The sequence below is a fragment of the Deinococcus aerolatus genome (assembly GCF_014647055.1).
Taxonomy (GTDB): Bacteria; Deinococcota; Deinococci; order Deinococcales; family Deinococcaceae; genus Deinococcus; species Deinococcus aerolatus.
Map to the genome: position 1 here is coordinate 113,782 of NZ_BMOL01000003.1, position 24,701 is coordinate 138,482.

Sequence of the window (24,701 nt, forward strand, 5' to 3'; positions counted from 1 at the left end):
GGCAGGGGCCAACTGTGCGCCTGGCGGCAACGCGGCCGGGGACGCGGCACTAGCCTCTTTGCCATGCGCAAGACAGCACTCCCCTCACGCCCCTTCGCCCGCGCCACTGGCCTGGGCCTGGCCGCCGCCGCGCTGGGCCTGGGCCTGGCCGCCTGCTCGCCTCAGAACACCCTGAATGCCGTGACCTCCACGCGGGGGCTGGACGTGGTCCAGGACGTGCGTTACGGTCCCGCGCCGCGCAACGTCATGGACATCTACGTGCCCCAGAACGCGCAGAACGCGCCGGTGGTGCTGTACATCCACGGCGGTTCGTGGCAGGGCGGCGACAAGGACGGCCACAAGTTCGTGGGCGCGTCACTGGCCCGCGCGGGCTACGTCACCGGCGTGATGAACTACCGTCTGGCTCCCGAGCACCGCTACCCCGACTACGTACAGGACGCCGCCGCTGCGCTGAAGGCGCTGCGGGACAGGGCGAGAAGTGACGGAGGCAGCCCCGACAATCTGTTCGTGATGGGCCACTCGGCAGGCGGCTTTAACGCCGTGGAGGTGGTGGACAACGCCCGCTGGCTGGGCGAGGTGGGGGTACCGGTCAGCGCGGTGCGCGGCGTGATCGGCGTGGCCGGGCCGTACAGCTACGACTTCAGGCAGTTCTCCAGCCGGGTGGCCTTTCCCGAGGGCGGCAACCCAGACGACATCATGCCCGACCGCCACGTGCGCCCCGACGCCCCGCCCCATCTGCTGCTGGTGGCGGCCAACGACACCACCGTGGACCCGTACAACGCCGTCAACATGGAATCGGCCCTCAAGAAAGCCGGGGTCTCTGTCACGAAAACAGTGCTGCCGGGCGTGAATCACATCACGGTCATTGCGGCGGTGGCGCAGCCCCTGACCTTTCTGGGCGACACCCGGCAACAGGTGATCGACTTTATCGAGGCCCACCGGCTGAAGTGACCGGCCGAAGGCAAGTGCCTTGAACCCGGCATTCCAAGCTTCCGGGAAGACGCCGGAAGCTCTCCATTTCCGTTTCAAGGCACTTTCTCGCTGCTTGCTCCACCCAATTTGTCTAAAAGCCAGATGCATCGTTCTGAGGCGCAGGGGCAGGGCCGCTCTCCCCTGCCTTCCCTCACTTCCGCGCCGTACCATGCGTCCATGCTTCGCCACCGCCTGTTTCGCCCTGCCGCGCTGTGCGTCCTGGCCCTGCCGCTGGGCTTGGGCCTCGGCGGATGCCGCTACAACTTCGTGCCGCTGCTGCCTCCGCTGGTGGAGCCTGAATTGCCCGCACGCGTCACCGCCGCCAGCCTGAGCCGCAGCGGCGCTGAGCTGACGGTGACGGCCACCATCCAGGGTCGTTTCGAACCGGGCTACCTGAGCGTGGCGTGGTTCGACAGTGGCCGTGCGCTGGGCACCGACAGCGTGTATCTGGACGCCACCCAGCGCACGGCAACGTTCCGCCTGACGGCTCCGGACCAGGGGGCTTACCGGGCAGTGCTGTCCCTGGGCGGCGCGGTGCTGCGGCAGGTGGAACTGTACGAGGTCCAGCCCTGAACGCTCCCCTGTACCGGGGAGTGGTGGAATGGACCGCCGGAACGCGCGAACGCTTCGTGTGGCGGGCCAGTCAGTTGGAGGCGCTGCGAACCGAGCCGCACGCCGCCCCGGTCAACTACGGCTGTCTGCCTGGCACTCTGAATCCCGCCGACGCCGCCGAGATAGACGCGGTGTGGCTGGGACCGGCGCTGGGGGTCGGCACCACACCAGAGGCAGCGCCACTGGGCTTGCTGTGGCTGCGGGACGGCGATCACAAGGTCATCTTCGCGGCGGATGTGCAGGCCAGGGCCCACGCTGAATTGCAGGCCTTGCAGGCGAGGCTGCTGGCCTGGTTTCCACCCGAACGCGGCGCACGCCTGCTGGGCCACGCGGAGGCGGTGGCGTGGCTGCATTCACTTGGGGCCGCAACAGTGAATGACTGAGCAGCGGCGGGAGCAGAGCGTGGGTTCTGGCCGCCTCCCCTTTCCCTGACGTCGTTGAGGGAAGACGGCAAGACGGGTCTATTCCTGCGCTCCGCCTTCCGCCGCCGACCTCGGCTCGGTCGTCCCGCGTTTTGCGGCGTCCTCTACTTTCCACTGCACCTGCCGCAACAGGCCCCGGAACAGGCGGCTCTCGGCGCTGCTCATCAGGGCGCGGTCCAGCAAGGCACGCCACAGGCGCAGGGTGTGGCGTGCGCGCACCGCGTCGGTGTAGCCGATCAGGTGCATGGTTCCCTGCAGATGGCCGTACATCGCCTCCATCTCCTCGCGGGTGGCGGTCTTGCGGACGCGGTCTTGCGGCTCGTCCTGACCCTGCAGGAACTCGTAGCAGACCAGCAGCACTGCCTGTGCCAGATTCAGGCTGGCGTAGTCGCCGGTGGGAATGCGGACGGTCATCTGGCACTGCTCCAGATCCGCGTTGTTCAGGCCCGACTCCTCCGGGCCAAAGACCAGCGCCGGAGCGGTGGCGGCGCGCACGAAGGGACGAATCTGCGCCGGGTGCTGCGGCATCGGCAGATCCGAGCGGATGCGGGCGCTGGTGCCCACGCTCAGGTCGCGGTCCGCCAGCGCCTCGCGCAGGGTGGGGTAGATGGTGGCGCCCCGCAGCAGATCGGCCGCGTGGACGGCCATCGCCACCGCCGCTGAATCCAGATGGTTGCAACGTGGGGCCACCAGCCGCAGGTCCTTGGCGCCCATGTTCAGCATGGCGCGGGCCGCCGAGCCGATATTGCCGGGGGTCTTGGGGGAAACGAGAACGACAGCCAGGGTCACGGGCGGAATGCTAGCAGGGCGGCGGCGGCAGATGTGGAAACGCGGCTGTCCCCCCCCGGCCCTAACCCAGGGCCAGGATCGGCGTTTCCTCCGTCACGCCCAGATGCAGCGTCAGGTCGTGGGCGAGGTCTTCGGGCGTGTCCCCCCAGGAATCCACGTTGACCCGCGTGATGCCCGCCGCACGCAGGCGGGTGTTGACCGCGTTCAGCAGGGCGGCGCGCAGGCTGGTGTGCCGCCACCCGGAGGCCACGCCGGGAGCGTCGAGCCGGCCCTTGCCACCGTCGATTGCGGCGCGGCACACGCCCACGCCCCGTCCCATATCGTCCAGCGCGATCACGCTGAGGTGCGAGTCGAAGCCGCCCGCACCGTCCGCCGCCGCGTCGGCGGTGACCGCGTGGTGGCCGACACGGTCCATGTAGGTTCGCAGGGCCTCAAGCCGGGTTTCGGGGTCCGGCACGTCGGCCAGCGGCAGAAGCTGAGTGCCAACAGGAGGGTCCACGTGGCGGTACGGCACGCGCCCGCTCAGGCGGCGGTACGCGCCCACCTCACGCAGCCCGGCCTCCAGCAGGACCTCGGGAGGAAACAGGTAGCCTTCCGCGAACAGGTAGACCCGGCCCACCTCCGCGTGCGCCGCGCGGACCAGGGCCAGCGCCGCCTCGTCCCGCCAGGGGCCGGGAAACACGCCACCCACCAGTTCCGACCCGTGCTGAGGACTGGGACGGGTGCCCACCGCCCCCAGCACTTCCTCCCGGTCATTGAGCGCCACAAACCCGGCTTCACAGGCCTCCGCCATCCACGCGAGGTCTCCTGGGGCTGCGCCGTACAGGCCCGCGAAGGCGGGCAGCAGTTCGGTCGGGGACACAGTCCGGACCTCCACCCCTACCGGCACAGGCTCACCGTCCTGTCCAGGCTCACCGGCCCAGCCGTCCGTACAGGGCCAGATACTGCGCCGCCGGCCCCTGCCAGCTGAAGTCCAGCGCCATGGCGCGCTGCATGCGGGCCTGCCACGCGTCGGGCCGCTCGAATTCGGCCCTGGTCTGGGCGCAGGCAGCGCTCAGGGCCTCCGGGCTGGCCTCGGCGAAACGGAACCCGATGTCGGCGGGGACAGTGTCCACCAGCCCCCCGGTCAGGCGCACCACCGGCAGCGTGCCGTAACGCATGGAGATCATCTGCGACAGGCCGCACGGCTCAAAACGGCTGGGCATGGCAAACGCGTCGGCCCCCGCGTAGATGCGGTGGGCCAGCGGCTCGTTGAGGCCTCCCATAAAGGCCACACGCGGGTGCTGCGCCCAGCCGGACAGCGCGGCGGTCAGCAGCGGATCGCCGCCGCCCAGCACCACCACGTTCCAGTGGGGCGTCAGCTGGGGCAAGGCCTCGATCAGCAGGTCGATGCCCTTCTGGTCGGCCAGCCGGCTGACCACGCCGAGAATCGGCGCGTCGTCCAGCCCGAACTCTCCCCGCAGCAGCGCGGTGGCCGCCGCCTTGCCCGCCGCGTCACTGTACGGCGGCACGTCCGGGTCAGTGCGCGGGTTCCAGCGCTCCTGGTCCAGCCCGTTGAGGATGCCGGTCAGTCGGCCCTCAATGGTCAGGCGAACCAGCAGGCCCTGCAGGCCCTCGCCGTACTCGGGGGTGGTGATTTCCTGAGCGTAGGTGGGGCTTACCGTGGTCACGGCGTCCGCAAACACCAGCCCCGCTTTCATCAGGTTCAGGTCGCCGTGAAACTCCAGCGCGTCCGGCCCCAGCGCCCACTGCGGCAGGGCAGTCCAGCGCGCGGCCTCCTCCATGTTCCAGCGGCCCTGGTACTGCAGGTTGTGGATGGTGAACACGGTCCGCAACCCGGCCAGATGCGCGTAGGCCAGCACCAGCCCCGATTGCCAGTCGTGCCCGTGCAGCACGTCCGGCTTGATCCCCATCTGATGCAGCACCGACAGGACCGTGCGCCCGAACAGGCAGAAGCGGTACACGTCGTCCTCGAAATACAGCCCTGGACGGTCAAATTCCGGCAGCCCGATAAACAGGTACTGAACGCCGTTCTGAACGATCTCACCCACCCGCACGTCACGGATTGGAGAGGGACCGGCGGTCAGCTCCGGCGAGGTGCCGCGCCAGATCTCGGCGGGCTGCCCGGCCAGTGAGCCGTACCACGGCGAGACCACGGTGGTCTGCGCCCCCTGGGCCGCCAGCACCTCGGGCAGAACCCCCAGCACGTCCCCCAGCCCGCCGGAACGGGAAAATGGAAAGACCTCGGATGCCACATGAACAACACGCATGTCGCTCACTGTACCCGTCTGCGCCGCCAGAGGGCCGCAGCGGTGGTAGACGACGGCAGCGTGGGGGCCGCACCATCCGCCCACGGTGTGCCATCAGCGGCGCAGCGGGTGGGAGAGGCCCTGGCCTACTGCGCCCCGTCCAGCGCCCGGCGCAGCCGCTCCAGCGCTTCGGTCAGGATCTCGCGGCTGGTGGCAAAATTCAGGCGGACGAAACCCTGAGACGGAGCCTTGAACTCCTCCGGGGCAAAGGTGGGGCCGTCATGGACCGCCACCCTGGCCTCCTCCAGCAGGAAGGTCTGCATGTCCCCGGCGCGCGGGCAGTCGCGCAGGTCCAGCCACGCCAGGTAGGTGCTTTCTACCGGGTGAAACCGGACGGCAGGCAGATGCTCGCGCAGGTACTCCGTGAGAAAGTCGCGGTTGGCACGCAGGTAGGCCACCGTGTCGGCCAGCCAGGGGCCGCCGTCACGGAGGGCCGCCTGCCACATGGTCACGCTCATGGCCCCCTCGTGACCCATCAGGCCCCCGGCGGCGGCCCGCACGCGTTTGACAAGTTCGGCATCGTGGCCGATCAGCACGCCGATGCCCAGGCCAGCGGTGTTGAACGCCTTGCACGGTCCGGTCACGGTGATGGTGCGGTCACGGACGCGCTCGGCAGCGGCAAAGGACTCGAACGGCCCCTCGGTGAAACGCAGATCGGCGTGCAATTCGTCGCTTAGGACGTACAGATCATGCCTGACCACCAGATCGCGCAGTTTTTCCAGTTCGTCATGTGTCCAGACGCGCCCGGTAGGATTGTGTGGATGACACAGCAGCATCAGGCGGGCGTCCTGCGCGGCAGCCTCCATGCCGTCCCAGTCGATCTCGTAGCCACCGGAACCGTCCAGCAACGGCACGGCAGCCACTTCACGCCCCAGCCCGGTGATGCTCAGGTGAAAGGGGTGGTAGACCGGGGTCATGGTCAGCACCCGCTCGCCGGGCTGCGTCAGCGCCGCCACCGACGCGTAGATGCCCGGCACCACACCCGGCAGCATGGCGAGGCCGCCCTCGGGCAGGCCGCTCAGGCCGTGCGTGTCCAGTTTGGCGCGCAACAGGCTGTCCAGTACCTTATCGCCCATCAGCTGGTGGTAGCCCAGGCTGCGCTCCAGCCGCTCACTCAGCGCCGCCAGGATCGGGGGGGCCACCGGGAAATCCATGTCGGCAATCCACATCGGGATCACGTCCTCGGCGTACAGCGTCCACTTCAGCGAGTCCGGGTGGCGCAGTTCGGCGGGGCTGAGCGTGGGATACGCGGGCAGATTTTCCGTCTGGGTCATGGGGAAAGGATACGCCGGACCAGCGCGGCGGGGAGCAGTCCACCCCTGGGCGGCAAGAGAAAGGGCCGCACAGACGGCAGCCCTGGTGTTTTTCTGAGTGCGGCCTATATCTGCTGGTCCCCGCCGCGCCCCGACTCGCCTTTTTGCAGCGTTGTGCTTACCTCGCCGCTGCGTCCGCCCGAGGCCCCCCCATGCTCGCTGCTGCCAGTCATCAGCAGGCCCAGGCCGGTCTCGGTGGCCTCGCTGGCCGGAACCTCGCCCACCACCCGGCCCTCGTACATCACCAGAATGCGGTCTGCCAGATTCATGACCTCGCCCAGGTCGGCGCTGATCAGCAGCACGGCCAGTCCCTGATCGCGCGCCTCCACAATGCGGGCGTGAATGAACTCGATGGCCCCGATGTCCACCCCGCGCGTGGGCTGGCTGGCCACCAGAATCTTCGGCCCCTTGCGCATCTCGCGGGCCACGATCAGCTTCTGGGCGTTGCCGCCGCTGTACTGCCCGGCGCGCAGGCTGGCGCTGCGGGGCCGCACGTCGTACTTCTCGCTCAGTTCGTGGGCGTTCTGCTGGATCACGTCCAGGTTCAGGAAACCGAACCGTCCGGCAAAGGGCGGGCGGTCCTGCTCGCCCAGGATGTAGTTCTCGGCGGTGGTCATGTCCAGCACCAGCCCGCGCTCGTTGCGGTCCTCGGGCACGTGAGACAGGCCCGAGGCCTCCACGTCCTTGACCCCTTTGGCCGCCTTGCCCAGATAGGTGATGGTGCCGCTGTAGGAGGTCAGACCGGTCACGGCCTCCACCAGTTCGCTCTGGCCGTTGCCCTCCACACCCGCGATGCCCACAATCTCTCCGGCACGCACCTGAAAGCTCACGCCGTCAACGGCGTTGCGGTGCTCACCCTTCACCACCACGTTCTGGATGTCCAGCGCCACCTCGCCGGGCTGGGCCGCCGTCTTTTCCACCTTCAGCGTGACCTCGCGGCCCACCATCATGTGCGCCAGGGTCTCGGTGGTGGCGCCCTCGGCGGGAATGGTGCCGATCATGCGCCCGTCGCGGATCACGCTGATGCGGTCGCTGATCTGCAGCACTTCGTGCAGCTTGTGGGAGATAAAGACCACCGCGTTGCCACTCTTGGCGTACTGACCCACCAGAAACTCGAACAGTTCGTCGGTCTCGCTGGGGGTCAGCACCGCCGTCGGCTCGTCCAGAATCAGGATGCGTGCGCCGCGGTACAGGGTTTTGAGGATTTCCACCTTCTGCTGCAACCCCACCGGCAACTCCCCCACGATGGCGTCGGGGTTCAGGGCGAAGTTGAACTGCTTGATCAGATCGGCCACCTTGCGGCGCGCGGTGGCGTAGTCGATGGCCCCACCTTTGGTGGGTTCCGCGCCCAGAATGACGTTCTCGGTGACGGTCAGCGTTTCAACCAGCATGAAGTGCTGGAACACCATGCCGATACCGCGCTTGATGGCGTCGGCAGGATCGTTAAAGTTCACGACCTCGCCGTCGACCACGATCTCGCCGGAGGTGGGCGGCTGGATGCCGTACACGATCTTCATCAGCGTGCTCTTGCCCGCGCCGTTCTCGCCGCACAGCGCGTGGACGCTGCCCCACTTGACCTGCATGGAAATGTCGTCGTTCGCCAGCACCAGCGGAAAGCGTTTGGTGATGCCCCGAAGCTCCAGCGCGTTCTCGGACTGGTGCCGGATCTCTTTCAGCACGTCGGGGGCAGGTGCATTGGGATTGGTGGCGGTCATGACGTCAGTTTAGGGTATTGGCCTCCTGCTGCGGCCCACACGGCGCCCAGCACACGGCGCGGCGCACCCCCGGAAAGGAATGCGCCGCGCCGGTCTCCTGCGTTTCCGGATGGTCAGCGGGGGTACATGGCGTTAAGGGTATTGACGTCGGTGGGGCTGTAGCCGTTGCGCTGGCCCATGCGGTTCAGGTCGACGCTGGCGTCCAGCGGCCGGATCGCCAGTTTGCCGTCAAAGTAGGCGGGGTAATGCATGATCGAGTCGAAATCGTAGGCGCCGTAGCCCGCGCTGCCGCTGCGAATCTCGTACTGGCTCTGCCAGTCGGCGGGAATGTTGGCCCACACGATCTCCACGTACTGGTCGCGGTCGGGGCGGGTCTGCTCGTGAAACAGGCCCAGGGTGTGGCCGAACTCGTGAATGATCGACCCGGTCGAGCAGCGGTCGGCCAGCGTGATGGTCTGCCGCCCACCCGTCATGCCCAGGCCCGAAGCACAGCTGGTGCCGGTGTTGTAGGTGATCTGGACGTAGTCGCGCTGCTTGGTGCTGGTGCGCGGCGTCACGATCGTGTTGGTGGTGGCGCCGATGGTGCTGGCGGCCTGGACCACCCGGTCACGAATGGCCTGGGGCACGTTGCTCGCAAAGGTATACGGCACGGTGCGCCCGGCCCAGCGGTAGCGGGTGTCGACAACGTAGGTGCCCTGCTGCGTGAGCTGACCGGCCTCCGCGACGATGATGTCGTCCTCGATCATGACGTAGCCGTCTTTCACGAAGCCGGTGACCTGCTGACGGCTGCCGTCGGGCAGAATCATCGTCACCGAACGCGAATCGGCCTTGGCCTGGGACGCGCCGTCCGGCACTGGAGAGGGGGAGCAGGCCGAGAGACCAAGGGCCAGAGACAACAAGACCGCAGCGGTGTTGCGCATATATGTTCCTCCTGTGTGCTGTGGGCCACACGCTATCCGCTGACAAGACGGTTGTAAGCGAATTTTCCGTCATTGGCGGCGGCGCGCCGATAGGCCCCGCTCCAGAAACAGGCCGCGCCGGACACCGGCTCCTGCCACAATACCGGGCATGGAATCCTTCTGGCTGGCCGTCACCAATCTGGGGCGCGACGAGGTGTTCATCGTGGTGCTGGCGCTGTACACCTGGCTGTTCAATCCCGGCGGCGGGCGCACACTGGGCGTGGTGTTCGCGGGCAGCTACCTGGTGAACTCGGCGCTGAAGTACGGGCTGAACCTGCCGCGCCCCTTTACCAACGATCCGGGGCTCGTTTCAGACACAGTGCGGGCCACAGGCGGCGGCCCAGGTCTGCCCAGCGGCCACGCGCAGATGTCAGCCACGCTGTGGGGAGGCATCGCCGCGCAGGTGCGGCGGCCCGGCATGTGGGTGGTGGCCGGGGTACTGATCGCCCTGATTGCCGTGTCGCGGCTGGCCCTGAACGTGCATTACCCCTCGGACGTGATCGTGGGGCTGCTGCTGGGCGGGCTTGCGGCGCTGGTGGCGGGCCGCGCGGCCTTCGTGGACGCCGGAACGTGGCGCTGGGCCGTGCCGCTGGCCGCCCTGCTGGTGGCCGCCTTCCTGCCAAGCGGCACGCCGCGCGAGTATGGCACCGGCCTGGGCCTGTTCGCGGGTTTCTGGTACGCCCGCCCCACCTTCGCGCCGCCGCGTGACATAGTCGGGCGGCTGGTTGTGGGGGGGCTGGGCCTACTGATCGTCTTTGCCGTGTTCTTCGGGCTGGGGGCGCTGCCAGAGGCAGTCAAGAACATCGGGCTGGTGCGGGCGCTGCGCTACGCTGTGCTGGTGGTGGTGGCCGTCGAGGTGGTCCCTGCCGTCCTGCGCCGCTGGATGCCGCGCACGGCGCTGGCCACGCCGGTCCGCATGGCCCACCCGCAGCCGGAAGGCACGCTTCCGCGCTGAGAGGGGCGCGAAACCTGAACCGTTGAAGTTCCAGAGTCACAAAGGCTCCACTATGTCTCAGGTTGCAGAATCACCCGTCTTTCGCCCTTTTCGTTCGGCACCTCTCAGCCCTCGCACAGTCTGGGGCCTCGCCGCGCTGCGGGCCAGGGGTGAGGGCTGTTGCACATGGGTGACGGCAAGCGCGGCATCATTGCCTGTGGCATCCAGCACGGCGGGCGCGGCAATCACGCTCTGCCGGGGCCAGCATCATCAACGTTTCGCCACAACACGGCGTGGAGATTCTGAGGGAGTTCAAGGGTGCGCCCGGTTTTGGCATTCCCCCACCCCGACACCATGCGAATCATGCTACGCCCCATCACCGACGCTGACCTGAAGGCCATTGCTGCCTACATCAGCATGCAGCAGTAGCCCGGCGCTCCTGCCTCCGACCTACCGCCTTACCGCACCCGCACGCTCCGGCTGGCGGGTTGTTTTCTGATCCAGGCCACGAAACGGCGCACGTCTTCATGCCTCAGCAGCGTGTCCACCGTGCTGTAGTCCTGCGCCAGCTCGGCGTTGCTGAAGGTGCGGTGCAGGAACTTGTGGCAGGGGCCGCACAGCGCCGCAGTGGGCAGGTCCGGTACGCGCGTCCCACGCCGCCGCCCCTGCGAGCGTGGAATCAGGTGGTGCTCGGTCAGGTTCGGCGCAGCCCGCTCACACAGGGCGCAAATGGGCACAGCCGTTGCGGGCGGCGGCCAGGATGTTGCAGGAAGGCGGCGGGCCATCGGGTCTGAAGCATAGGGGCCATTCCGTGGCAGGAGTGTGGCCCGAGGGCCAGAACGGGGCAGCAAGCGCAGGACCACAATCCAGCGCAGAGGCCGGGAAGCGGATGCCGCCCGGCCTCTGCGCCTCACTTCCGTCCTACAGCTTCGTCAGATTGGGGTATTTCATGATGGCCTCGTCCTCGCTGAGAAACTCGCCCGGCGCGTCGGGGCTCCAGACCACCTCGGCGCGAATCAGGTCCGAGGCGTTGACGCTGCTGATGATGCTCAGGGCGGCCCGCGCCTCGGCGGCGTTGGTCACTCCGGCGGGCGGCAGGTTGCCCAGGGCATGGGCAGCCACGGCAATGGTCACGGCCAGATACATGTCGGCCGCGTCGCCCTTGTACTGGTAGTCCCCGCGCTGGGTGAAGCCCGTCCTGGGGTCCTTGTTCTGGTAGTTGCTGGTGGTCTGCTGGGTAAAGGCCGCGCGGGCCTCGGTGGCCCAGGCGCCCACCTGGCTGTCGGCGGCGTTGGGCGCACCCTGGGCGCGTTCCACGCTGCCGTACACCCAGCGCTCGGGGTGACGCAGGGCCACCAGCGCGGCCTCCTGAAGCATGCGGGCCAGCCCCTCATTGGTGTCGGGATCACCGTTCTGCGCCACCTCTTGCAGCGCCTTCTTGACCTCATCGCCCTCAGCCAGCAGCAGCTGCACGCTGACCGCCTGGGCGGTGCCGCTCAGCGAGCCCAGCGCGGCCAGACCGCCGCCGCCGCCCGCACCCAGGCTGCGGCGCATGTACCCCACCACCATGAACACCAGCACGCCCACGATGATGATCCCGATCAGTCCGGAGCCGCCGCCGCCGCCCCCGTAGCCGTAGCCGCCCCCGTTGATGATGATCGGACCGGAGTATCCACCGCCGGAATACCCACCCCCGCGCGAGAAGCCGCCGCCGGAGCTGCCCCCGAAACTGCCACCGCCTCCCCCACCTCCACCGCCGGAGCTGCTGCCGCCAAAACCGCCGCCCGACTGCGCCAGAACCGTGCCGGCAACGCCCAGTCCCGAGAAACTCAGGCCGCCCAGCGCCAGCACCAGGGCGGCCAGCCAGATCATCAGACCACGCGGACGGAAACGTCGGGCAGGGGGGCGAGAAGCGTTCATGCCCGCAGTCTACGGCCCCGGCGTGTTCAGGGTTCCCTTATCCGGTTTTTCACGCTTGCGGCGCGGCGCGGGTAGACTCAGCTGTGACCTCCGAACCCGAACGCACCATTACGCTGAGCCCTGACGAGTGGCAGGACTTCCAGGACCGACTGTACGAGCGGGATGACCGCCTGGAACTGCGGACCCCCGACACGGTGCTGGCCCGCGGCGAGCAGGTGGACGCCTATGTCCTGAGCGGCCACGCCGAGGCCCTGAACAGCGGCGAGGTGGACGGCGACGTGTGGGGCACCCTGGAGGACATCGACGAGACGGCGGCGGACGAGGAGGAGGCCTGGGAAAGAATCGTGGCCTTCTACCTCGGCCGGGGCGCCGTGCTGGTGCGCGTGACCGGCCATGACGAGCCCGAGGAGTGGCTATTCACCGAGGAACTCGCGCGGCGTCTGGGCCTGTTCGGCATGAGCCAGGCCGGGTAAACCCGCGCTGAACCGTGGCTCATCCCACACAGATGAGGGGCGCGTAAGCTGCTTCTCATGTCTAACCACAAACCTCATTTTCCCACCAAACGCCTGCTGGTCCTGGGCGCCCTGATCGGCGCGGGGGCGTATTACTTCAGCCGTGAGCAGAACCGCAAAGCCCTGGACGTCAAGCTGGCCGAACTGGGCCTGAAAGACGCCGCACAAGACGTGGGCAGCAGCGTTACCAAGGGCTGGGAGAAGACCAAAGACGCCGCCACCCAGGCCGGACATGTGATCGCCGACAAGGCGGGCGAGGTCAAGGACGCCGCCAGCGGAGGTGCCGGGGCCGCCGTGGACAAGGCCAGGGAAGTTGCGGGTGACGTGAAGGCGGCGGTGGGCCAGGCAGCCGGTCAGGCCAGCGACGCCGCCGGTGACGTGGCCAAGACCGCCCAGAACAAGGCGCAGGATATGGGCCAGGAAGCCAAGAAAGCCGGGCAGGACGTCGCCGCCCAGGCCCAGGACCGCGCCGATCAGTTGAAAGACAAGGCCTCGGATGCTGTGGCCCAGGCCAAGGATAAGGCGCAGGACGCTGCCGCCGACGCGAAAGACAAGGCCCAGGCCACCGCCGCCCAGGTCAAGGACAAGGCGGCAGACGCCGCAGATCAGGCCAAGGACAAGGCAGCCGACGCCAAGGGCAACGCCCGCGACTTTGTTGCCGAGGCCCGCGCTGAGGCCGAGAAACAGGCCGCAAAGGCCGCTGAAGAAGCCACCCAGCACCAGGGCGGCGAGCTGAGCAGCAATGCCCGCAACGCCGCGCAGGACGTCAAGACGAACATGCAGAACGCCCCGCAGGATGCCAAGGCCGGTGCCCAGAAGGCTGCCACAGACGTCAAGAACGCGGCCAACGACACCAAGCGCAACCTCTGAACTTGATCCCGGGAAAAAAGCCTCCCCATGTGGGAGGTTTTTTTCCTTCAGGTCTGCTGAATCTGTTCGAGGGCACCGTCCACAAATTCCTGGTGCCGCTGACGCATCTGCCGTTCCAGCCCCTGCTCCAGACCCCAGTCGCCCAGTCGTCCACAGAGACGCAGCGCCGCGCGCAGATCCCAGTGCGGTAGAACTGTCATGTTCGCGCCGCTCAGGACAGCGTATTCACTCGTGAAGGCGTGCAAGGCCTTCACGCCCAGGAAGAACAGCAGTTCCAGCCGGGCATTGCCGACGTCGGCCAGCGGATCGCCCCGCGCCGCGTCCTCCCAGTCGATCACCGCCGTCAAGCGGCCCCCGGACCACAGGATGTTGCCAGGCCAGACATCACCGTGCAGCACAACGGGCCGTGTAGAAAGCGGTGTGTCCAGACGGTTCAGGGCATCACGGATACGGCTCTCGGACAGCGACTCGTCAGGCTGCCTGGGGCATGGGCTAGGCAATGCGAGCGGGCGCAGGAAAGAGAACCTGGTGGGGGGAATCGCGTGCAGACGGGCGAGGAAGGCGGCCATCTGGCGCACGCAACTGGCCCCGTCAGCAGGCTCGAATTCGGGCTGGCCCTCCATGAACTCGGTGACCAGCGCGCCCGTTTCAAAATAATGCGGCTGAGGCACAGGCAGATGGGCTGCGTGGAGTGCCCGCAGCACCCTGAACTCCTGCCGGGCGATGTCGGGATTGGCCTGCAAGTCACGTGCCCCGTATTCGCGCACCACCAGACGCTCGGCCTGTCCGTGGGCCAGACGTATCTCAACGGCCGTCACACGCGCAGAGACGCCGCCCGCCAAGGGCCAGGAACGGACGAGTAGAGCCCCTGACCGGAAATGATGGATCAGCCGGGTGAGGTTGGTCGGTGTGGCCGCCGCCTGACCCAGCACTCAATCCCAGTCGGGCGCGACGCTGGCCGGGTTGGCAAGGCGCTCGCCCCGACCGTCCAGCGCGGCGATGCGCTCCATGTCCTCGTCGGTCAGCTTGAGGTCCAGCGCCTTCATGTTGCTCTCCAGGTGTTCGCGCCGGGTGGACGACGGAATCACCGAGAAGCCCTGCCCCATGGCCCAGGCCAGCGCCACCTGTGCGGGCGTGGCCCCGTGGGCGGCGGCGATCTCGCCCATGACCTCGTCCTCCATGACCCGGCCCACCGCCAGCGTCATGTAGGAGGTCAGGTGGATGCCCTCCTGACGGGCGAACTCAGCCAGTTTGCGGTTTTGCAGATACGGGTGAATCTCCACCTGGTTGGTGGCGATGGCCCGGTCCCCCAACAGTTCGCGGGCCTGTTTTAACAGGGCGATGGTGAAGTTCGACACGCCGATATGGCGGGTCAGGCCCTGGGCTTGGGCGTCGGCCAGTGCGCCCAGGTACTCCTCGGCGCTCACCGGGCCGCGCGGGGCGGGCCAGTGGATCAGGGTCAGGTCCACGGCGTCGGTCTGCAGCTTTTCCAGGCTCTCGCGCAGGCTGGACACCAGTTTGTCGGCACTGTAGTTGTCCGGCTTGATCTTGGTGGTGATGAACAGGTCTTCGCGTTTCACTCCGCTCTGCGCGATGGTCTCACCGATCTCGGCCTCGTTGCCATAGCCCTGCGCGGTGTCTATGGCGCGGTACCCCAGCTCCAGTGCGTCACGGACGGAGTCCCGGACAACCTGGTCTTTCAGGCGAAAGGTCCCCAGGCCAAAGGGCGGCACAGTCCAGTGCGAGGCAGGCCAGTCTGATGCAGTCATCCGGGCATGATGCCGCGCCGGGCGGGCGGGCAACAAGCACCGATTTTCTTTATCTGGGCCTGACGAGATGGGGTGGAACAGCCTGGGCAGCTCAGCTGGGGCAGGCGCACAGGCTCCTTAATCCGATTCCGGGGTCCACAGGTCAAAACGCGTTCCTACCCCGGCCCCTGCGGAGGTGGCCCAGACGGACGCGGGCTGGGGGCGGCGGGTTTCCGGCTGAATGGTCTGCACGCGCACCGCGCCGCTCGCACAGGCGACCAGCAGCCCCTCAGCGTCCATGCCCACAACCTCGCCCGGCCCACCCACCCCCTCCCCCACGCTCAGGCCACCCAGCTTGAGGCGGGCGCCATTCAGGAACGCGGTGGTCTGCGGCCAGGCCGCCACGCCCCGGTAACGGTTCACCACGGCCAGGGCCGAATCGGTCCAGCGCACGAAGCCGTCCTCCTTGACCAGCATCGGCGCGTGGGTGGCCGCTGCGTCGTCCTGGGCCGTGGGGGGCAGCCCGCCCCGGCCCAGCCGCTCCAGCGCCGTCACGATCAGCCGCGCCGCCTGCCCTGCCAGCGCGTCCGACAGGTCCAAGCTGGTCCACTGCGGGGCAATCGGCAGCTCTTCTTGCAAAAGAATCGGCCCGGTGTCCATGCCGGGATCGGTCTGCATGATGGTGGTGCCCGTAACGGTCTCGCCGTGGATCAGCGCCCACTGTATCGGCGCTGCGCCCCGGTACGCGGGCAGCAGGCTGGTATGGGTGTTCAGGAAGCCGTGTCTGGGCACCTCAAGGAGAGAGGCGGGCAGGATCTTGCCGTAGGCGCAGGTCACGGCCACATCCGCGCCGCTGTCCCGCAGCACCGCCGCGAAGTCCGCGTTGCGCCGCAGCCTGTCGGGCTGGGCCAGCAGCAGCCCCAGCTCAGCGGCCCGCGCCGCAACGGGGGGCGGGGTCAGCTTTAGCCCGCGCCCCACGGGTTTGTCCGGCTGGGCCACCACCAGCACAACCTCAAACTGCGCGCGGATGGCCTCCAGCACCGGCAGCGCGAAGGCCGGGGAGCCAAAGAACGCCACCCGCAGGCCGCGCGAATCACGCACCGGCACGCTCGCGGCGCAGGCGGTCTGCCTGGGCCAGATCGCTGATCAACGTCCTGGACTTCTGCTGCAGCGCCAGCAGTTCCTTGCGGTAATCCTCAGTCACCTCGGGCGGCAGGCGGTCCAGAAACAGCACGCCGTCCAGGTGATCCAATTCATGCTGAAACACGCGGGCCAGGTAATCCTCGGCCTCCAGCACCTTCTGGTTGCCGTCCAGATCGGTGTAGCTCACCGACACGGCGCGGGCACGCGGCACACCCTCCTCGTAGATGCCGGGGATGCTCAGGCAGCCCTCCTGGTACGACTTGTCCTTTTTCTTGTTCAGCACGCTGACCACCGGGTTAATCATCACGAAATCGCGCAGCACCCGCGAACGCAGTGGGGCGTCTCCCCCCTCGTCCTCCTCCTCGTCGTCCTCGTACTCCACGGCCACGAACATCCGCACAGGTAGGCCCACCTGGGGCGCGGCCAGGCCCACCCCACGCGCCTCGAACATGGTTTCCAGCATGGCGTCGGCCACCTGCCGCACGCTCTGCGGTCCCACACCCGGCACATTCAGCGGGTCGGTCAGGTTCAGCGGTTTGGCCTTGCGGCGCAGGACCGGATCGCCGTACAGGCGCAGCGGGTACACGCGCGGCGGCGCGGCGGAAATCCAGGTGGGAGTCGTTGGCCCGGTCATAATGCTGTCTGTTTTACCAGAAGGACCGCCCCTGGAAAGGGCGACGCCTCTCAGGTGGAACGAAGCCGGGCCGGTGGCTCAGCTTATCCCGCCACGTTCACGTTTTCCCGCCTCAGTCTCTGGCGGATGCCTCCTGCACATTCAGAGTTCCGGATGTCACCCCGTAAATCTCTGAGATGTGAGTAAATTTGAAGGCTTCTCGGACCAGACCTGAGATTTCGCATCCGCGTCTTGTTGCTAGGCAGGGCAGGGACTTTACAACACTTGGCCCCATCATCCATACTCTGCAGTTGGAGGCCAAACGATATGGCTTATAAGAAACTCAGCGAGCAGGTCCACGAACTTAGCAATCCCCAGCGCAGCGATACTTTTGTCAAGATGTTCCGTGACGCGGTTCGCGACGGTAAATTCGCAGCCGCCTACATGCCCGAACGCTTCACCATGCCCAAACAGTTCACCCGCCGCGGCAGCGAGGGTACCTATCAGCGCGACACCAAGGAAATGCTCTTTGAAGTCACGCCCAAATTCGAGAAATGGTTCGATGAAGTTAACCGCGAACTTGCCGCAGCACGCAAGGGCGGCACCATCAAGCCCACCGTCGAGGCCATCGAGGCTGGACTGGTGGATTTCAAGAAGATGGCCGATGAAACCCGCAAGAAGATGCAGGCCAGCTACGAGAAAGGGCAGGCCCTGGGTCAGACCCGCTCCAAAACCAAGCGGAAGTAAGCCTCTTCCAATAGTAGGGCGCTGCTGATACTCCAAGAACAGCAGTGCTCAGACTGGATAACGGATAACAATAGAAACGCTGCGGAGGACACATTCTCCGCAGCGTTTCTATTGTTATCGCGAATAATCAGGGCAGTACGCCCGTTATTTCGGATACAGGTCCGCGAAGTAGCGCGACGCGGTGTTGGCCCCGCGTCGCAACTGCCCGTATGGCACCGTTACGCTCTCCGCGCAGGCACTGTAGACATGAGGCAGACCATCGGGCGTCAGCGTGAGGCCTCCGCTGCCCAGAGACACGGCGTAACTTCCCTCCATGTCCCGCAATACGTCGTCGCATTCCGACACCGGGTCTGCCGCAGACGCTGCCAGATACAGCGTCTTGAGACGGCTGGGAGTCAGGCTGGGCCACAGGGCAGCGAGCGGCACGGGCTGCCCGGTCATGCGGTCCAGGATCAGGCCCACGCTGAAGTTGTCAGGGTGAGCGCCGCCGCAGAAGTAGTAGACGTCCTCGCGCAGGCTGAGCAGCCTGGGCGTCAGCAGGGTCACGGTGGCGTTCAGGGTGTAGCCCTCTCCCAGCATGTCCTCGGGCAACGAGGAAACGCATTCCAGGGCATCCACGGCGTTGAGCAGCAGCCGGTCTTGCAAGGCGGCCCGAAGCGCTGCGCCCGCACCGGGCACGCGCGGGTAGGTCAGGCCCGACAACGGCTCGCGCACGCTCTGAGTGTCGAGAGCCACCGCCCAGGCGCGGTTGAGCTTGACAAAGGCCAGGGGATCGCTGCGGCGCAGTTTCAGCAGGCCCGGTGAAGACGGCAATTTCAGCGGCAGCTGGGCCACGTTCAGCGGCTCCAGGCTGACCTTCAGTGGGCTGGCGGCCCCCGGTGCCTTCCAGCTTCCGCGCAACACTCCGTCCACCCGCGTCAGCGTGAAACAGCCGGTCACCACCGAGGCCGAGGCCAGCGATTTGCGCACCTCCTCCTGCAGGATCAGGGTCTCGCCGGAGTGGAAGGCGGTCAGGCGCAAGTCGCCGGCCCGCCCCACGTAGAAGTAACGGTTGGCATCGGCGTTCTGGCGGTCCAGCGCCAGGGTCACTGCTTTTGGCCCCAGCGTGCCGGAGTACACCCCGGAGCGTACCCAGGTCGGCGGCCCGGCCACGCCGCCGCATTTCTTCAGGTCCTGTGCTCCCGCCGAGGCCAACAGGGCCAGTCCCACCAGACAGAACAATCGCCGCATGGGCACAGCGTAGAGCAGTGGACCGGGCCGGCGAAAGGGACCCGCTGGGGGAGGTTAGGGGTGCCTGACACGGGGAGACAGCAAAAAGCGGGCCGGGCCGCAGCCCGGCCCGCCTCCGCCAAGCAGTCAGGACGTTTTCAGCGCGTACCCGATGCCCCGTACAGTGCGGATGATGCCGTAGCCATCCAGATCACGCAGCTTGGCCCGCATGTTCGCCATGTGCACGTCTACTACGTTGCTGTTGCTGGGCAGCTCACCGTTCCAGACCTCGCGCTCGATCTCCTGGCGGGAGTACACCCGACCCGGCTGGCGGGCCAGGAAGGTCAGCAGGTCAAACTCCTTGGGCGACAGGCGAACCTCATGGCCGTTGTAGTGGCACAGCCGTTTCTGGGGATGAATCTCCAGCGCCCCGATGGAAATGACCTCGCCGTGCTGCTGATGCCGGAGTTGCACTTTCACCCGCGCCACAAGTTCCTCGGGGTGGAACGGCTTGGTCATGTAGTCATCGGCCCCCGCTTCCAGCAGGTTGACCTTGCGGTCCACGGCGTCCATCGCAGTCAGGATAATGATCGGCACGCTGCTGGTCTTACGCAGGCGACGGGCGATCTCCGCGCCGTCAAAGTCGGGCAGCCCCAGGTCCAGAATCACCAGGTCAGGACTGCTCTCGCGGGCGCTGGTCAGACCGCTCACGCCATCCGAGGCGCTCAGCACCCGGTAGCCAGCCTGCTCCAGCTCGTATTCCACGACGCGGGTGATGTCTGGATTGTCTTCGATCAATAGAATGCGTTGCTCCATAATCACCCTCTTGTGAGGCACCCCCTGGGCGGCGCCGGAAAGGCGCGCTGTCAGCCGAAAGGGAAAACTGCGCCTGCTGGTGAGACCTCGCGCCGGACCGGCGAGAAGTCTCCTCTGCTGTCAGACATGGTAGGGGGCAGCGCAATACTGGGCGCACAAGAACGGTTTACACGTTCTTAACAGCGCCTGCACTTTCTTCAGAAACGCGGGCGGGCTTCGAAACTACATCTGTCACTCAAGAGCCTGCCGCGTCTTCAAGGCAGCATCTTCATGTAAGCCCACCGCCTTCCGGCACCTTGACCGAGTCCACCTGCACCCCGTAGCGCAGCAACAGAGTTTTGAGACGCTGCATGGCCGCCACCGCCCGCGTGCGGTCCTGCTGCCGGAAGGCCACAGTCAGCCGGGCACTGAGGCCGGGGCGCGGCTCCTGCGCCTGAATCTGCAGCGGCCGGCCAAAGGTGGCGTCGTGCATCACGTCCCGCAGGATGCGCGCGAAGGTCAGCTCGTCCACGCCGTCAAGCGTAAAGGCAATGCCCTGCACGTCGCCGGGCCGGGAGGAAGCGGGGGGCGTCATGGCGCACAGGCTAACGCGGCGGAGCCGGAAGGCTGCTCTAGACTGCAGCCATGACCGGCGAACTGCCACAGGATGATTTTTTCGAGGACGGGCTGGACACCGATGGACTGGGCGAGGGCGTGTACATCGAGCGCCTGAACGGGGCCGACCTGTATTTCGAGGTGGCGGGCGACCCCAACGCCGGCGAGGCCCCGCTGGTTTTCCTGCACGGCGGGCCCGGCTACAACAGCTACTCGTTCCGGGAACTGTTCGGCGAGTCGCTAGAGCGCCCGGTGGTGTATCTGGACGGGCGCGGCAGCGGGCGCAGCGGTCCGCTGGAAGACACCGAGCAGGGCCATGAAACCCTGGACCTGGACACCCTGGTGGCCGACCTGGAAGCCGTGCGCGACTTTCTGGGCCTGGAGCGCATCGTGCCGCTGGGCCACGGCTTCGGCGCCCTGATCGCGCTGGAATACGCCCGCCGCCACCCCACGCACACCGACCGCGCCGTGGTTGTGGGCCCCTGGGTTCACTTTCCGGCGCTGGCGCTGACCCTGCTGTCGGAGGCCAGCGCCCTGCGCGGCGTGGAGTTGGAAGACCCTGCCGGGGCCATCCGCGCCAGCACCCCGGAAGGCCAGCATCCACAGGTGGGCGACGCGCGGGTGGAGGCCGCCTTTGGCCTGCTGAACGCCCGTGACCTGCTGAATACCCTGGAATTCGTGGACGCGCCCAGCCGCATGCGACTGGAATTCGTGGACGTGGAGAGCCAGCTCGTAGGGGGCGGCGAGGTGCAGGAGGCGCTGGTCAACCAGGGAATGTGGGAATTCGAGTACCTGCCCTTCCTGGCCGAGATACGCCGCCCGGTGTACGTGATCGTGGGGGTCCAGGACCGCACCAGCTACCCCGAACAGGTGCAGTACCTGGCCGATCTGGCCGACGCCGACGTGACCGTGCTGGACACCGGCCACTACCCCTGGCTGGACGACGAGGAGGCGTTCGCCGAGGCGCTAGAAGATGCATTGAGACGCTAGGCTTTCTGGTGTGTCCATCCTCGAACTCCGCAAACTCTGGGGCAACCGCCCGCTGATTGCCGCCGCAGTCGGCGTACTGATTCAGGACGAAACGGGCCGCGTGCTGCTTCAGCGCCGGGGCGACGATGGCCTGTGGGGCGAACCCGGCGGCGCGCTAGAACCCGGCGAGGACTTTCTAGCCGGGGCGCGCCGCGAACTGCTGGAGGAAACCGGGCTGGTCTGCCCCGATCTGACCCTGCTGCCGCTGCCGGACGGCCTGCAAAGCGGCCCGGAACTGTTTCACCGCTACCCCAACGGCCACGAGATCTACATCGTGGGCATGCGGGCGCACGGAACGCTTCCGGCCTCCGCGCTGGAACAGGCCCAGCCGGACGACAGCGGCGAGACGCTGGAACTGCGCTGGTTCGCGCTGAATGACCTGCCCCCGCTGAGCAACAATGCCAACCGCCAGAGCCTGAGCGTGTTGCGTGCGCGGCTGGGTCTGCCGCCGCTGCCGCTGGAACCCACACCGCCCGCGCCGCCTGTTGGAAACCACCTGATGGCTTTGCGAAACCGCGTGGGGCCGCGGCCCCTCTTTGCCCCCGGCGCGAACGTGCTGGTCACAGATGGGCGAGACAGATTGCTGTTGCTGAGGCATGGCGGAACTGGAAAGTGGACGGTGCCGGGAGGCAGTCTGGAACCCGGCGAGAGCTTTGAGGACTGCGCCCGAAGGGAACTGCTCGAGGAGACGGGATTGCGGGCGGAGGCGCTGGAGCCGCTCCAGATGTTCGCCGGGCCGCGCCACCGCTTCACCTATCCGCACGGGGACGTGGTGGACAACGTGTCGGTGCTGTACCGGGCACATGACGTGACCGGCCCGCTGACCCCCCAGGCGGGCGAGGTGCTGGAAGTGGGCTGGTTCGGCGCGGATGAATTGCCAGCGGAGGAGGAACTGAGCGGGACATTAATTGTGGACAACCTGAGGGTATGGAAAGGGGGCCAGGGCACTTAGCCCTGGCCTCCATCTCACCTCTCCCCTACTTCTCGCGGATGCCCCAGCCCTGCGCCCGCACCGCGCCCATCAGCCGGCTCATCACCGGATCGACTTCCGCATCGGTCAGGGTCTTCGCGCCCCGGAAGACCAGTCGCACGGCCACGCTGCGGTGGCCCTCCCCGACTTGATCGCCGGTGTACACGTCGAACGGCTCCACGCTTTCCAGCGTGTCCCCCGCCTCGGCACGCAGCAGCGCGGCAATCTCGCCGTAGCCCACGGTCTGCGGTGCAATAACCGCCAGATCGCGCCACGCGGCAGGAGCGCGACTGGGATCGCGGAAGCCCCACGCCCTTCCGGGCAGCGGCAGGGCGACTTCCAGCAGAAACGTCTCGCCCTTCAGGCCAAATTCCTGGGCGATTTCGGGATGCACCGCGCCGATCCAGCCGATGGCCTGTCTGTTCCAGACAACCTCTCCGGCAATGCCGGGGTGCAGCGCACTGGGCACAGCGTCGCCGCGCAACTGGCGAATCTCCAGCGCAGCGCCCTGGCTGGCGGCCAGCGCCTCCAGCAGTCCCCGAAAGACGCTGTAGCCGCCCGCCACGCCGCCCTGGAAGGTGTTCGGCGCAAATGGCCCGCGCATCAGCAGGCCCAGCCGCTCGGCCTCGCCGCCCTTCGGGAAGATACGGCCCTGTTCGGCCAGCAGGACGCGCTCGCCCTTGGGATGCGCCAGTGCGGCGCGCAGCAGGCTGGGGTACAGCGCGGTTCGCAGCGCCGTGCGGTCTGTGGTCATGGGGTTGCGAAGGCGCACACTGGGAGCCTCAGCCCGCGCCTTCTGGGCCTCCTCGTCGCTGGAGAAGGTGTAGGTCACCACCTCCTGAAAGCCCAGTCCGGCCAGCGTGCGGCGCAGGTTCTGGCGCTCGTCGTTGGCGGCAGACGCGCCGATGTTGCTCTCGTGGATCCGCAGCGTGGGCAGCGTTTCGGGCAGCTCCGCGTAGCCGTGCAGGCGGGCAACTTCCTCGGCCACGTCCTGCCAGATGTTCATGTCGATGCGCCAGGACGGCGGCGTGACGAGCAACGTGTCACCCTCGCCTGCCACGTCACAGCCCAGGCGGACGAGGATGGCCCGCATCTCCGCCGTATCGATCTCCATACCCAGCAGGGCGCGGATGGCGTCGGCGTCAGCCGTGATCTGGCCGGGGATTTCGGGGGTGCCCACCACCGTCGCGCCCGGCTCCACCGTTCCGCCACCGCACTCGGCCAGCAGGCCCGCCACCCGGTCCGCCGCCCTGGGCGAGAGCAGTGGATCGACGCCGCGCTCGTAGCGGTACACGGCGTCGGTCTTGAGGCCCAGACGCGTGCTGGTCCGGCGCAGCAACACCGGGTCAAAGTGCGCGGACTCGATCACCACGTCCGTCGTGTCGGCCCGCACCCGCCCGTGATCGCCGCCCATGATCCCGGCGATGCCCAGCACCCCCGCGCCCGGCTGGGGCTGTCCAGCGTTGGCCAAGGCGTCGGCCACGGTGGAAATCTCGCGCTCGCGTCCGTCCAGAATCAGCAGGTCCTCGGGGCCAACCGTGTGTGTACCGCCCATCAGATCAGCGACTTCCTCGCCCTGGCGCAGCCCAAAGGCCACCAGAATCTGATCGCCGGTCACGTCACGGCGGTCATACAGCGCGGTGGGCTGGCCCAGTTCCAGCATCACGTAGTTGCTGGTATCCACGATCAGGTCAATCGGGCGCATTCCCGCCAGCGACAGGCGGCGCTGCATCCACAGCGGTGAGGGGCCGTTCTGCACGCCGCCCACCGTGCGCGCCGCGAAGTGGTCACAGCCGAAGCGCAGCTTCTTTGAGGGATCGCGCTCGATGGTCAATCCCTTCGGCGGCAGGCTGACCCGGATCTCGCCGCTCCCGTGAGCGGCGGGACCAGCAGGAGGCAGCTTCAGTTCCAGCTTGAGGAAGGCGGCCAGATCGCGGGCCACCCCCAGGGCGCTCAGGGCGTCGGCGCGGTTGGGCGTGACCTCGATGTCCAGGACGTGATCGGTGGGCCACAGCTCATCCATGGGCGTGCCGGGTTGTGCGGTACCCGCCGGGAAGGTCAGGATTCCGGCGCTGCTCTCGCCGATGCCCAGCTCCTTGGCGCTGGCGGCCATGCCCCAGGATTCGACACCCTGCAACATGCGGACGCCGTACTCGGTGTCGCCCAGCGCGGTGCCGGGCGTGACCAGCGCCACCACCGTTCCGGCCGGCAGGCTCGCCGCACCCGGCGCACCCGTGGCGATCACGCGTTCGCCGTGCGGCCCGGTGTCCAGCGTCAGCCTCGCCAGCTGCGTGCCGGGCATCGCCTCGGCCCGCGTGATGACCGAGAGCAGCACGCCCCCCGGCGGAGTGGGCGTCTTCTCGATGCCTTCCAGCGGGAGGCCCAGATTGGCGAAGATGGGTTCCAGCTCGGTGACCGGCGGGAGGTTGGGAACAAGTTCTTGAAGCCAGGAATAGGACAATTTCATGGTGAAACCTCTTGATGGGGCGGGGAGGAGAAGGGCAG

At 67.4% G+C, this 24,701-nt stretch carries 25 protein-coding genes; 9 read left to right on the top strand and 16 right to left on the bottom strand.

The window, feature by feature from the left end:
- Positions 1-63: 63 nt before the first annotated feature.
- The 3 genes from IEY31_RS04960 to IEY31_RS04970 all read left to right on the top strand — a co-directional run bounded on the left by IEY31_RS04960 (position 64) and on the right by IEY31_RS04970 (position 1,967).
- A complete protein-coding gene (locus tag IEY31_RS04960; protein ID WP_188969603.1) occupies positions 64-951 on the top strand; it encodes an alpha/beta hydrolase in 888 nt (295 codons plus the stop codon).
- A gap of 198 nt (positions 952-1,149) precedes the next feature.
- Positions 1,150-1,545: a hypothetical protein gene (locus tag IEY31_RS04965; protein ID WP_229723329.1), complete on the top strand. Its 396-nt coding sequence runs from the start codon at positions 1,150-1,152 to the stop codon at positions 1,543-1,545.
- A gap of 23 nt (positions 1,546-1,568) precedes the next feature.
- The gene (locus IEY31_RS04970; protein WP_188969605.1) at positions 1,569-1,967 is read left to right on the top strand and encodes an inorganic diphosphatase; all 399 of its coding nucleotides are present in this window, start codon (positions 1,569-1,571) and stop codon (positions 1,965-1,967) included.
- Positions 1,968-2,045: 78 nt separating this feature from the next.
- Here the strand turns inward: IEY31_RS04970 and IEY31_RS04975 are convergent, their stop codons facing one another.
- The 6 genes from IEY31_RS04975 to IEY31_RS05000 form a co-directional block, all read right to left on the bottom strand.
- Entirely contained in the window at positions 2,046-2,795 is a 750-nt protein-coding gene (locus IEY31_RS04975; protein WP_188969607.1) for an RNA methyltransferase, read from the bottom strand.
- A gap of 61 nt (positions 2,796-2,856) precedes the next feature.
- Complete coding sequence (locus IEY31_RS04980; RefSeq protein ID WP_229723330.1) at positions 2,857-3,657, bottom strand: hypothetical protein; 801 nt, start codon at positions 3,655-3,657, stop codon at positions 2,857-2,859.
- Positions 3,658-3,706: 49 nt separating this feature from the next.
- On the bottom strand, positions 3,707-5,065 hold the full coding sequence (locus IEY31_RS04985; protein ID WP_188969609.1) for a glycogen synthase: 1,359 nt from the start codon (positions 5,063-5,065) through the stop codon (positions 3,707-3,709).
- A gap of 125 nt (positions 5,066-5,190) precedes the next feature.
- Complete coding sequence (locus IEY31_RS04990; RefSeq protein ID WP_188969611.1) at positions 5,191-6,378, bottom strand: MalY/PatB family protein; 1,188 nt, start codon at positions 6,376-6,378, stop codon at positions 5,191-5,193.
- 104 nt (positions 6,379-6,482) lie between these two features.
- On the bottom strand, positions 6,483-8,132 hold the full coding sequence (locus tag IEY31_RS04995; RefSeq protein WP_188969613.1) for an ABC transporter ATP-binding protein: 1,650 nt from the start codon (positions 8,130-8,132) through the stop codon (positions 6,483-6,485).
- A 113-nt stretch (positions 8,133-8,245) separates the two neighbouring features.
- Complete coding sequence (locus IEY31_RS05000; RefSeq protein ID WP_188969615.1) at positions 8,246-9,052, bottom strand: M12 family metallopeptidase; 807 nt, start codon at positions 9,050-9,052, stop codon at positions 8,246-8,248.
- 148 nt (positions 9,053-9,200) lie between these two features.
- On the opposite strand from IEY31_RS05000, the gene IEY31_RS05005 reads away from it, so the two are divergent.
- On the top strand, positions 9,201-10,046 hold the full coding sequence (locus tag IEY31_RS05005; RefSeq protein WP_188969617.1) for a phosphatase PAP2 family protein: 846 nt from the start codon (positions 9,201-9,203) through the stop codon (positions 10,044-10,046).
- A 437-nt stretch (positions 10,047-10,483) separates the two neighbouring features.
- Here IEY31_RS05005 and IEY31_RS05010 read toward each other — a convergent pair whose 3' ends face one another.
- Positions 10,484-10,810: an HNH endonuclease gene (locus IEY31_RS05010; protein ID WP_188969619.1), complete on the bottom strand. Its 327-nt coding sequence runs from the start codon at positions 10,808-10,810 to the stop codon at positions 10,484-10,486.
- A 136-nt stretch (positions 10,811-10,946) separates the two neighbouring features.
- Positions 10,947-11,945 carry a DUF1517 domain-containing protein gene (locus tag IEY31_RS05015; protein ID WP_188969621.1) on the bottom strand — a complete coding sequence of 333 codons (999 nt, stop codon included), beginning with the start codon at positions 11,943-11,945 and terminating at the stop codon, positions 10,947-10,949.
- A gap of 83 nt (positions 11,946-12,028) precedes the next feature.
- Here IEY31_RS05015 and IEY31_RS05020 point away from each other — a divergent pair, with 83 nt between their 5' ends.
- Positions 12,029-12,418, top strand: a complete 390-nt coding sequence (locus IEY31_RS05020) for a hypothetical protein (RefSeq protein WP_188969623.1) — start codon at positions 12,029-12,031, stop codon at positions 12,416-12,418.
- A gap of 57 nt (positions 12,419-12,475) precedes the next feature.
- On the top strand, positions 12,476-13,327 hold the full coding sequence (locus tag IEY31_RS05025; RefSeq protein WP_188969625.1) for a YtxH domain-containing protein: 852 nt from the start codon (positions 12,476-12,478) through the stop codon (positions 13,325-13,327).
- A gap of 47 nt (positions 13,328-13,374) precedes the next feature.
- Here IEY31_RS05025 and IEY31_RS05030 read toward each other — a convergent pair whose 3' ends face one another.
- The 4 genes from IEY31_RS05030 to def form a co-directional block, all read right to left on the bottom strand.
- Positions 13,375-14,259: a phosphotransferase family protein gene (locus IEY31_RS05030; RefSeq protein ID WP_373289114.1), complete on the bottom strand. Its 885-nt coding sequence runs from the start codon at positions 14,257-14,259 to the stop codon at positions 13,375-13,377.
- The gene (dkgB, locus tag IEY31_RS05035; protein ID WP_188969627.1) at positions 14,260-15,096 is read right to left on the bottom strand and encodes a 2,5-didehydrogluconate reductase DkgB; all 837 of its coding nucleotides are present in this window, start codon (positions 15,094-15,096) and stop codon (positions 14,260-14,262) included. It lies immediately after the preceding gene.
- 117 nt (positions 15,097-15,213) lie between these two features.
- Positions 15,214-16,176 (bottom strand): methionyl-tRNA formyltransferase, encoded by a 963-nt coding sequence (gene fmt / locus IEY31_RS05040; RefSeq protein ID WP_229723346.1) that lies wholly within the window; start codon positions 16,174-16,176, stop codon positions 15,214-15,216.
- Entirely contained in the window at positions 16,169-16,852 is a 684-nt protein-coding gene (gene def, locus IEY31_RS05045; RefSeq protein WP_188969629.1) for a peptide deformylase, read from the bottom strand. The genes fmt and def overlap by 8 nt, the downstream gene beginning before the upstream one ends.
- Positions 16,853-17,158: 306 nt before the next feature.
- Here def and IEY31_RS05050 point away from each other — a divergent pair, with 306 nt between their 5' ends.
- Positions 17,159-17,578: a hypothetical protein gene (locus tag IEY31_RS05050; protein WP_188969631.1), complete on the top strand. Its 420-nt coding sequence runs from the start codon at positions 17,159-17,161 to the stop codon at positions 17,576-17,578.
- A 144-nt stretch (positions 17,579-17,722) separates the two neighbouring features.
- Here the strand turns inward: IEY31_RS05050 and IEY31_RS05055 are convergent, their stop codons facing one another.
- The 3 genes from IEY31_RS05055 to IEY31_RS05065 all read right to left on the bottom strand — a co-directional run bounded on the left by IEY31_RS05055 (position 17,723) and on the right by IEY31_RS05065 (position 20,177).
- The gene (locus tag IEY31_RS05055; RefSeq protein ID WP_229723332.1) at positions 17,723-18,808 is read right to left on the bottom strand and encodes a hypothetical protein; all 1,086 of its coding nucleotides are present in this window, start codon (positions 18,806-18,808) and stop codon (positions 17,723-17,725) included.
- Between the two features lie 126 nt (positions 18,809-18,934).
- The gene (locus tag IEY31_RS05060) at positions 18,935-19,603 is read right to left on the bottom strand and encodes a response regulator transcription factor (protein WP_188969633.1); all 669 of its coding nucleotides are present in this window, start codon (positions 19,601-19,603) and stop codon (positions 18,935-18,937) included.
- Positions 19,604-19,871: 268 nt separating this feature from the next.
- On the bottom strand, positions 19,872-20,177 hold the full coding sequence (locus IEY31_RS05065) for a hypothetical protein (RefSeq protein ID WP_188969635.1): 306 nt from the start codon (positions 20,175-20,177) through the stop codon (positions 19,872-19,874).
- Positions 20,178-20,227: 50 nt separating this feature from the next.
- On the opposite strand from IEY31_RS05065, the gene IEY31_RS05070 reads away from it, so the two are divergent.
- Positions 20,228-21,187 carry an alpha/beta fold hydrolase gene (locus IEY31_RS05070; RefSeq protein WP_188969637.1) on the top strand — a complete coding sequence of 320 codons (960 nt, stop codon included), beginning with the start codon at positions 20,228-20,230 and terminating at the stop codon, positions 21,185-21,187.
- Between the two features lie 10 nt (positions 21,188-21,197).
- A complete protein-coding gene (locus tag IEY31_RS05075; protein WP_188969639.1) occupies positions 21,198-22,178 on the top strand; it encodes an NUDIX domain-containing protein in 981 nt (326 codons plus the stop codon).
- Between the two features lie 25 nt (positions 22,179-22,203).
- On the opposite strand, the gene IEY31_RS05080 is transcribed toward IEY31_RS05075, so the two are convergent.
- A complete protein-coding gene (locus IEY31_RS05080; RefSeq protein ID WP_188969641.1) occupies positions 22,204-24,663 on the bottom strand; it encodes a phenylalanine--tRNA ligase subunit beta in 2,460 nt (819 codons plus the stop codon).
- Positions 24,664-24,701 lie beyond the last annotated feature (38 nt).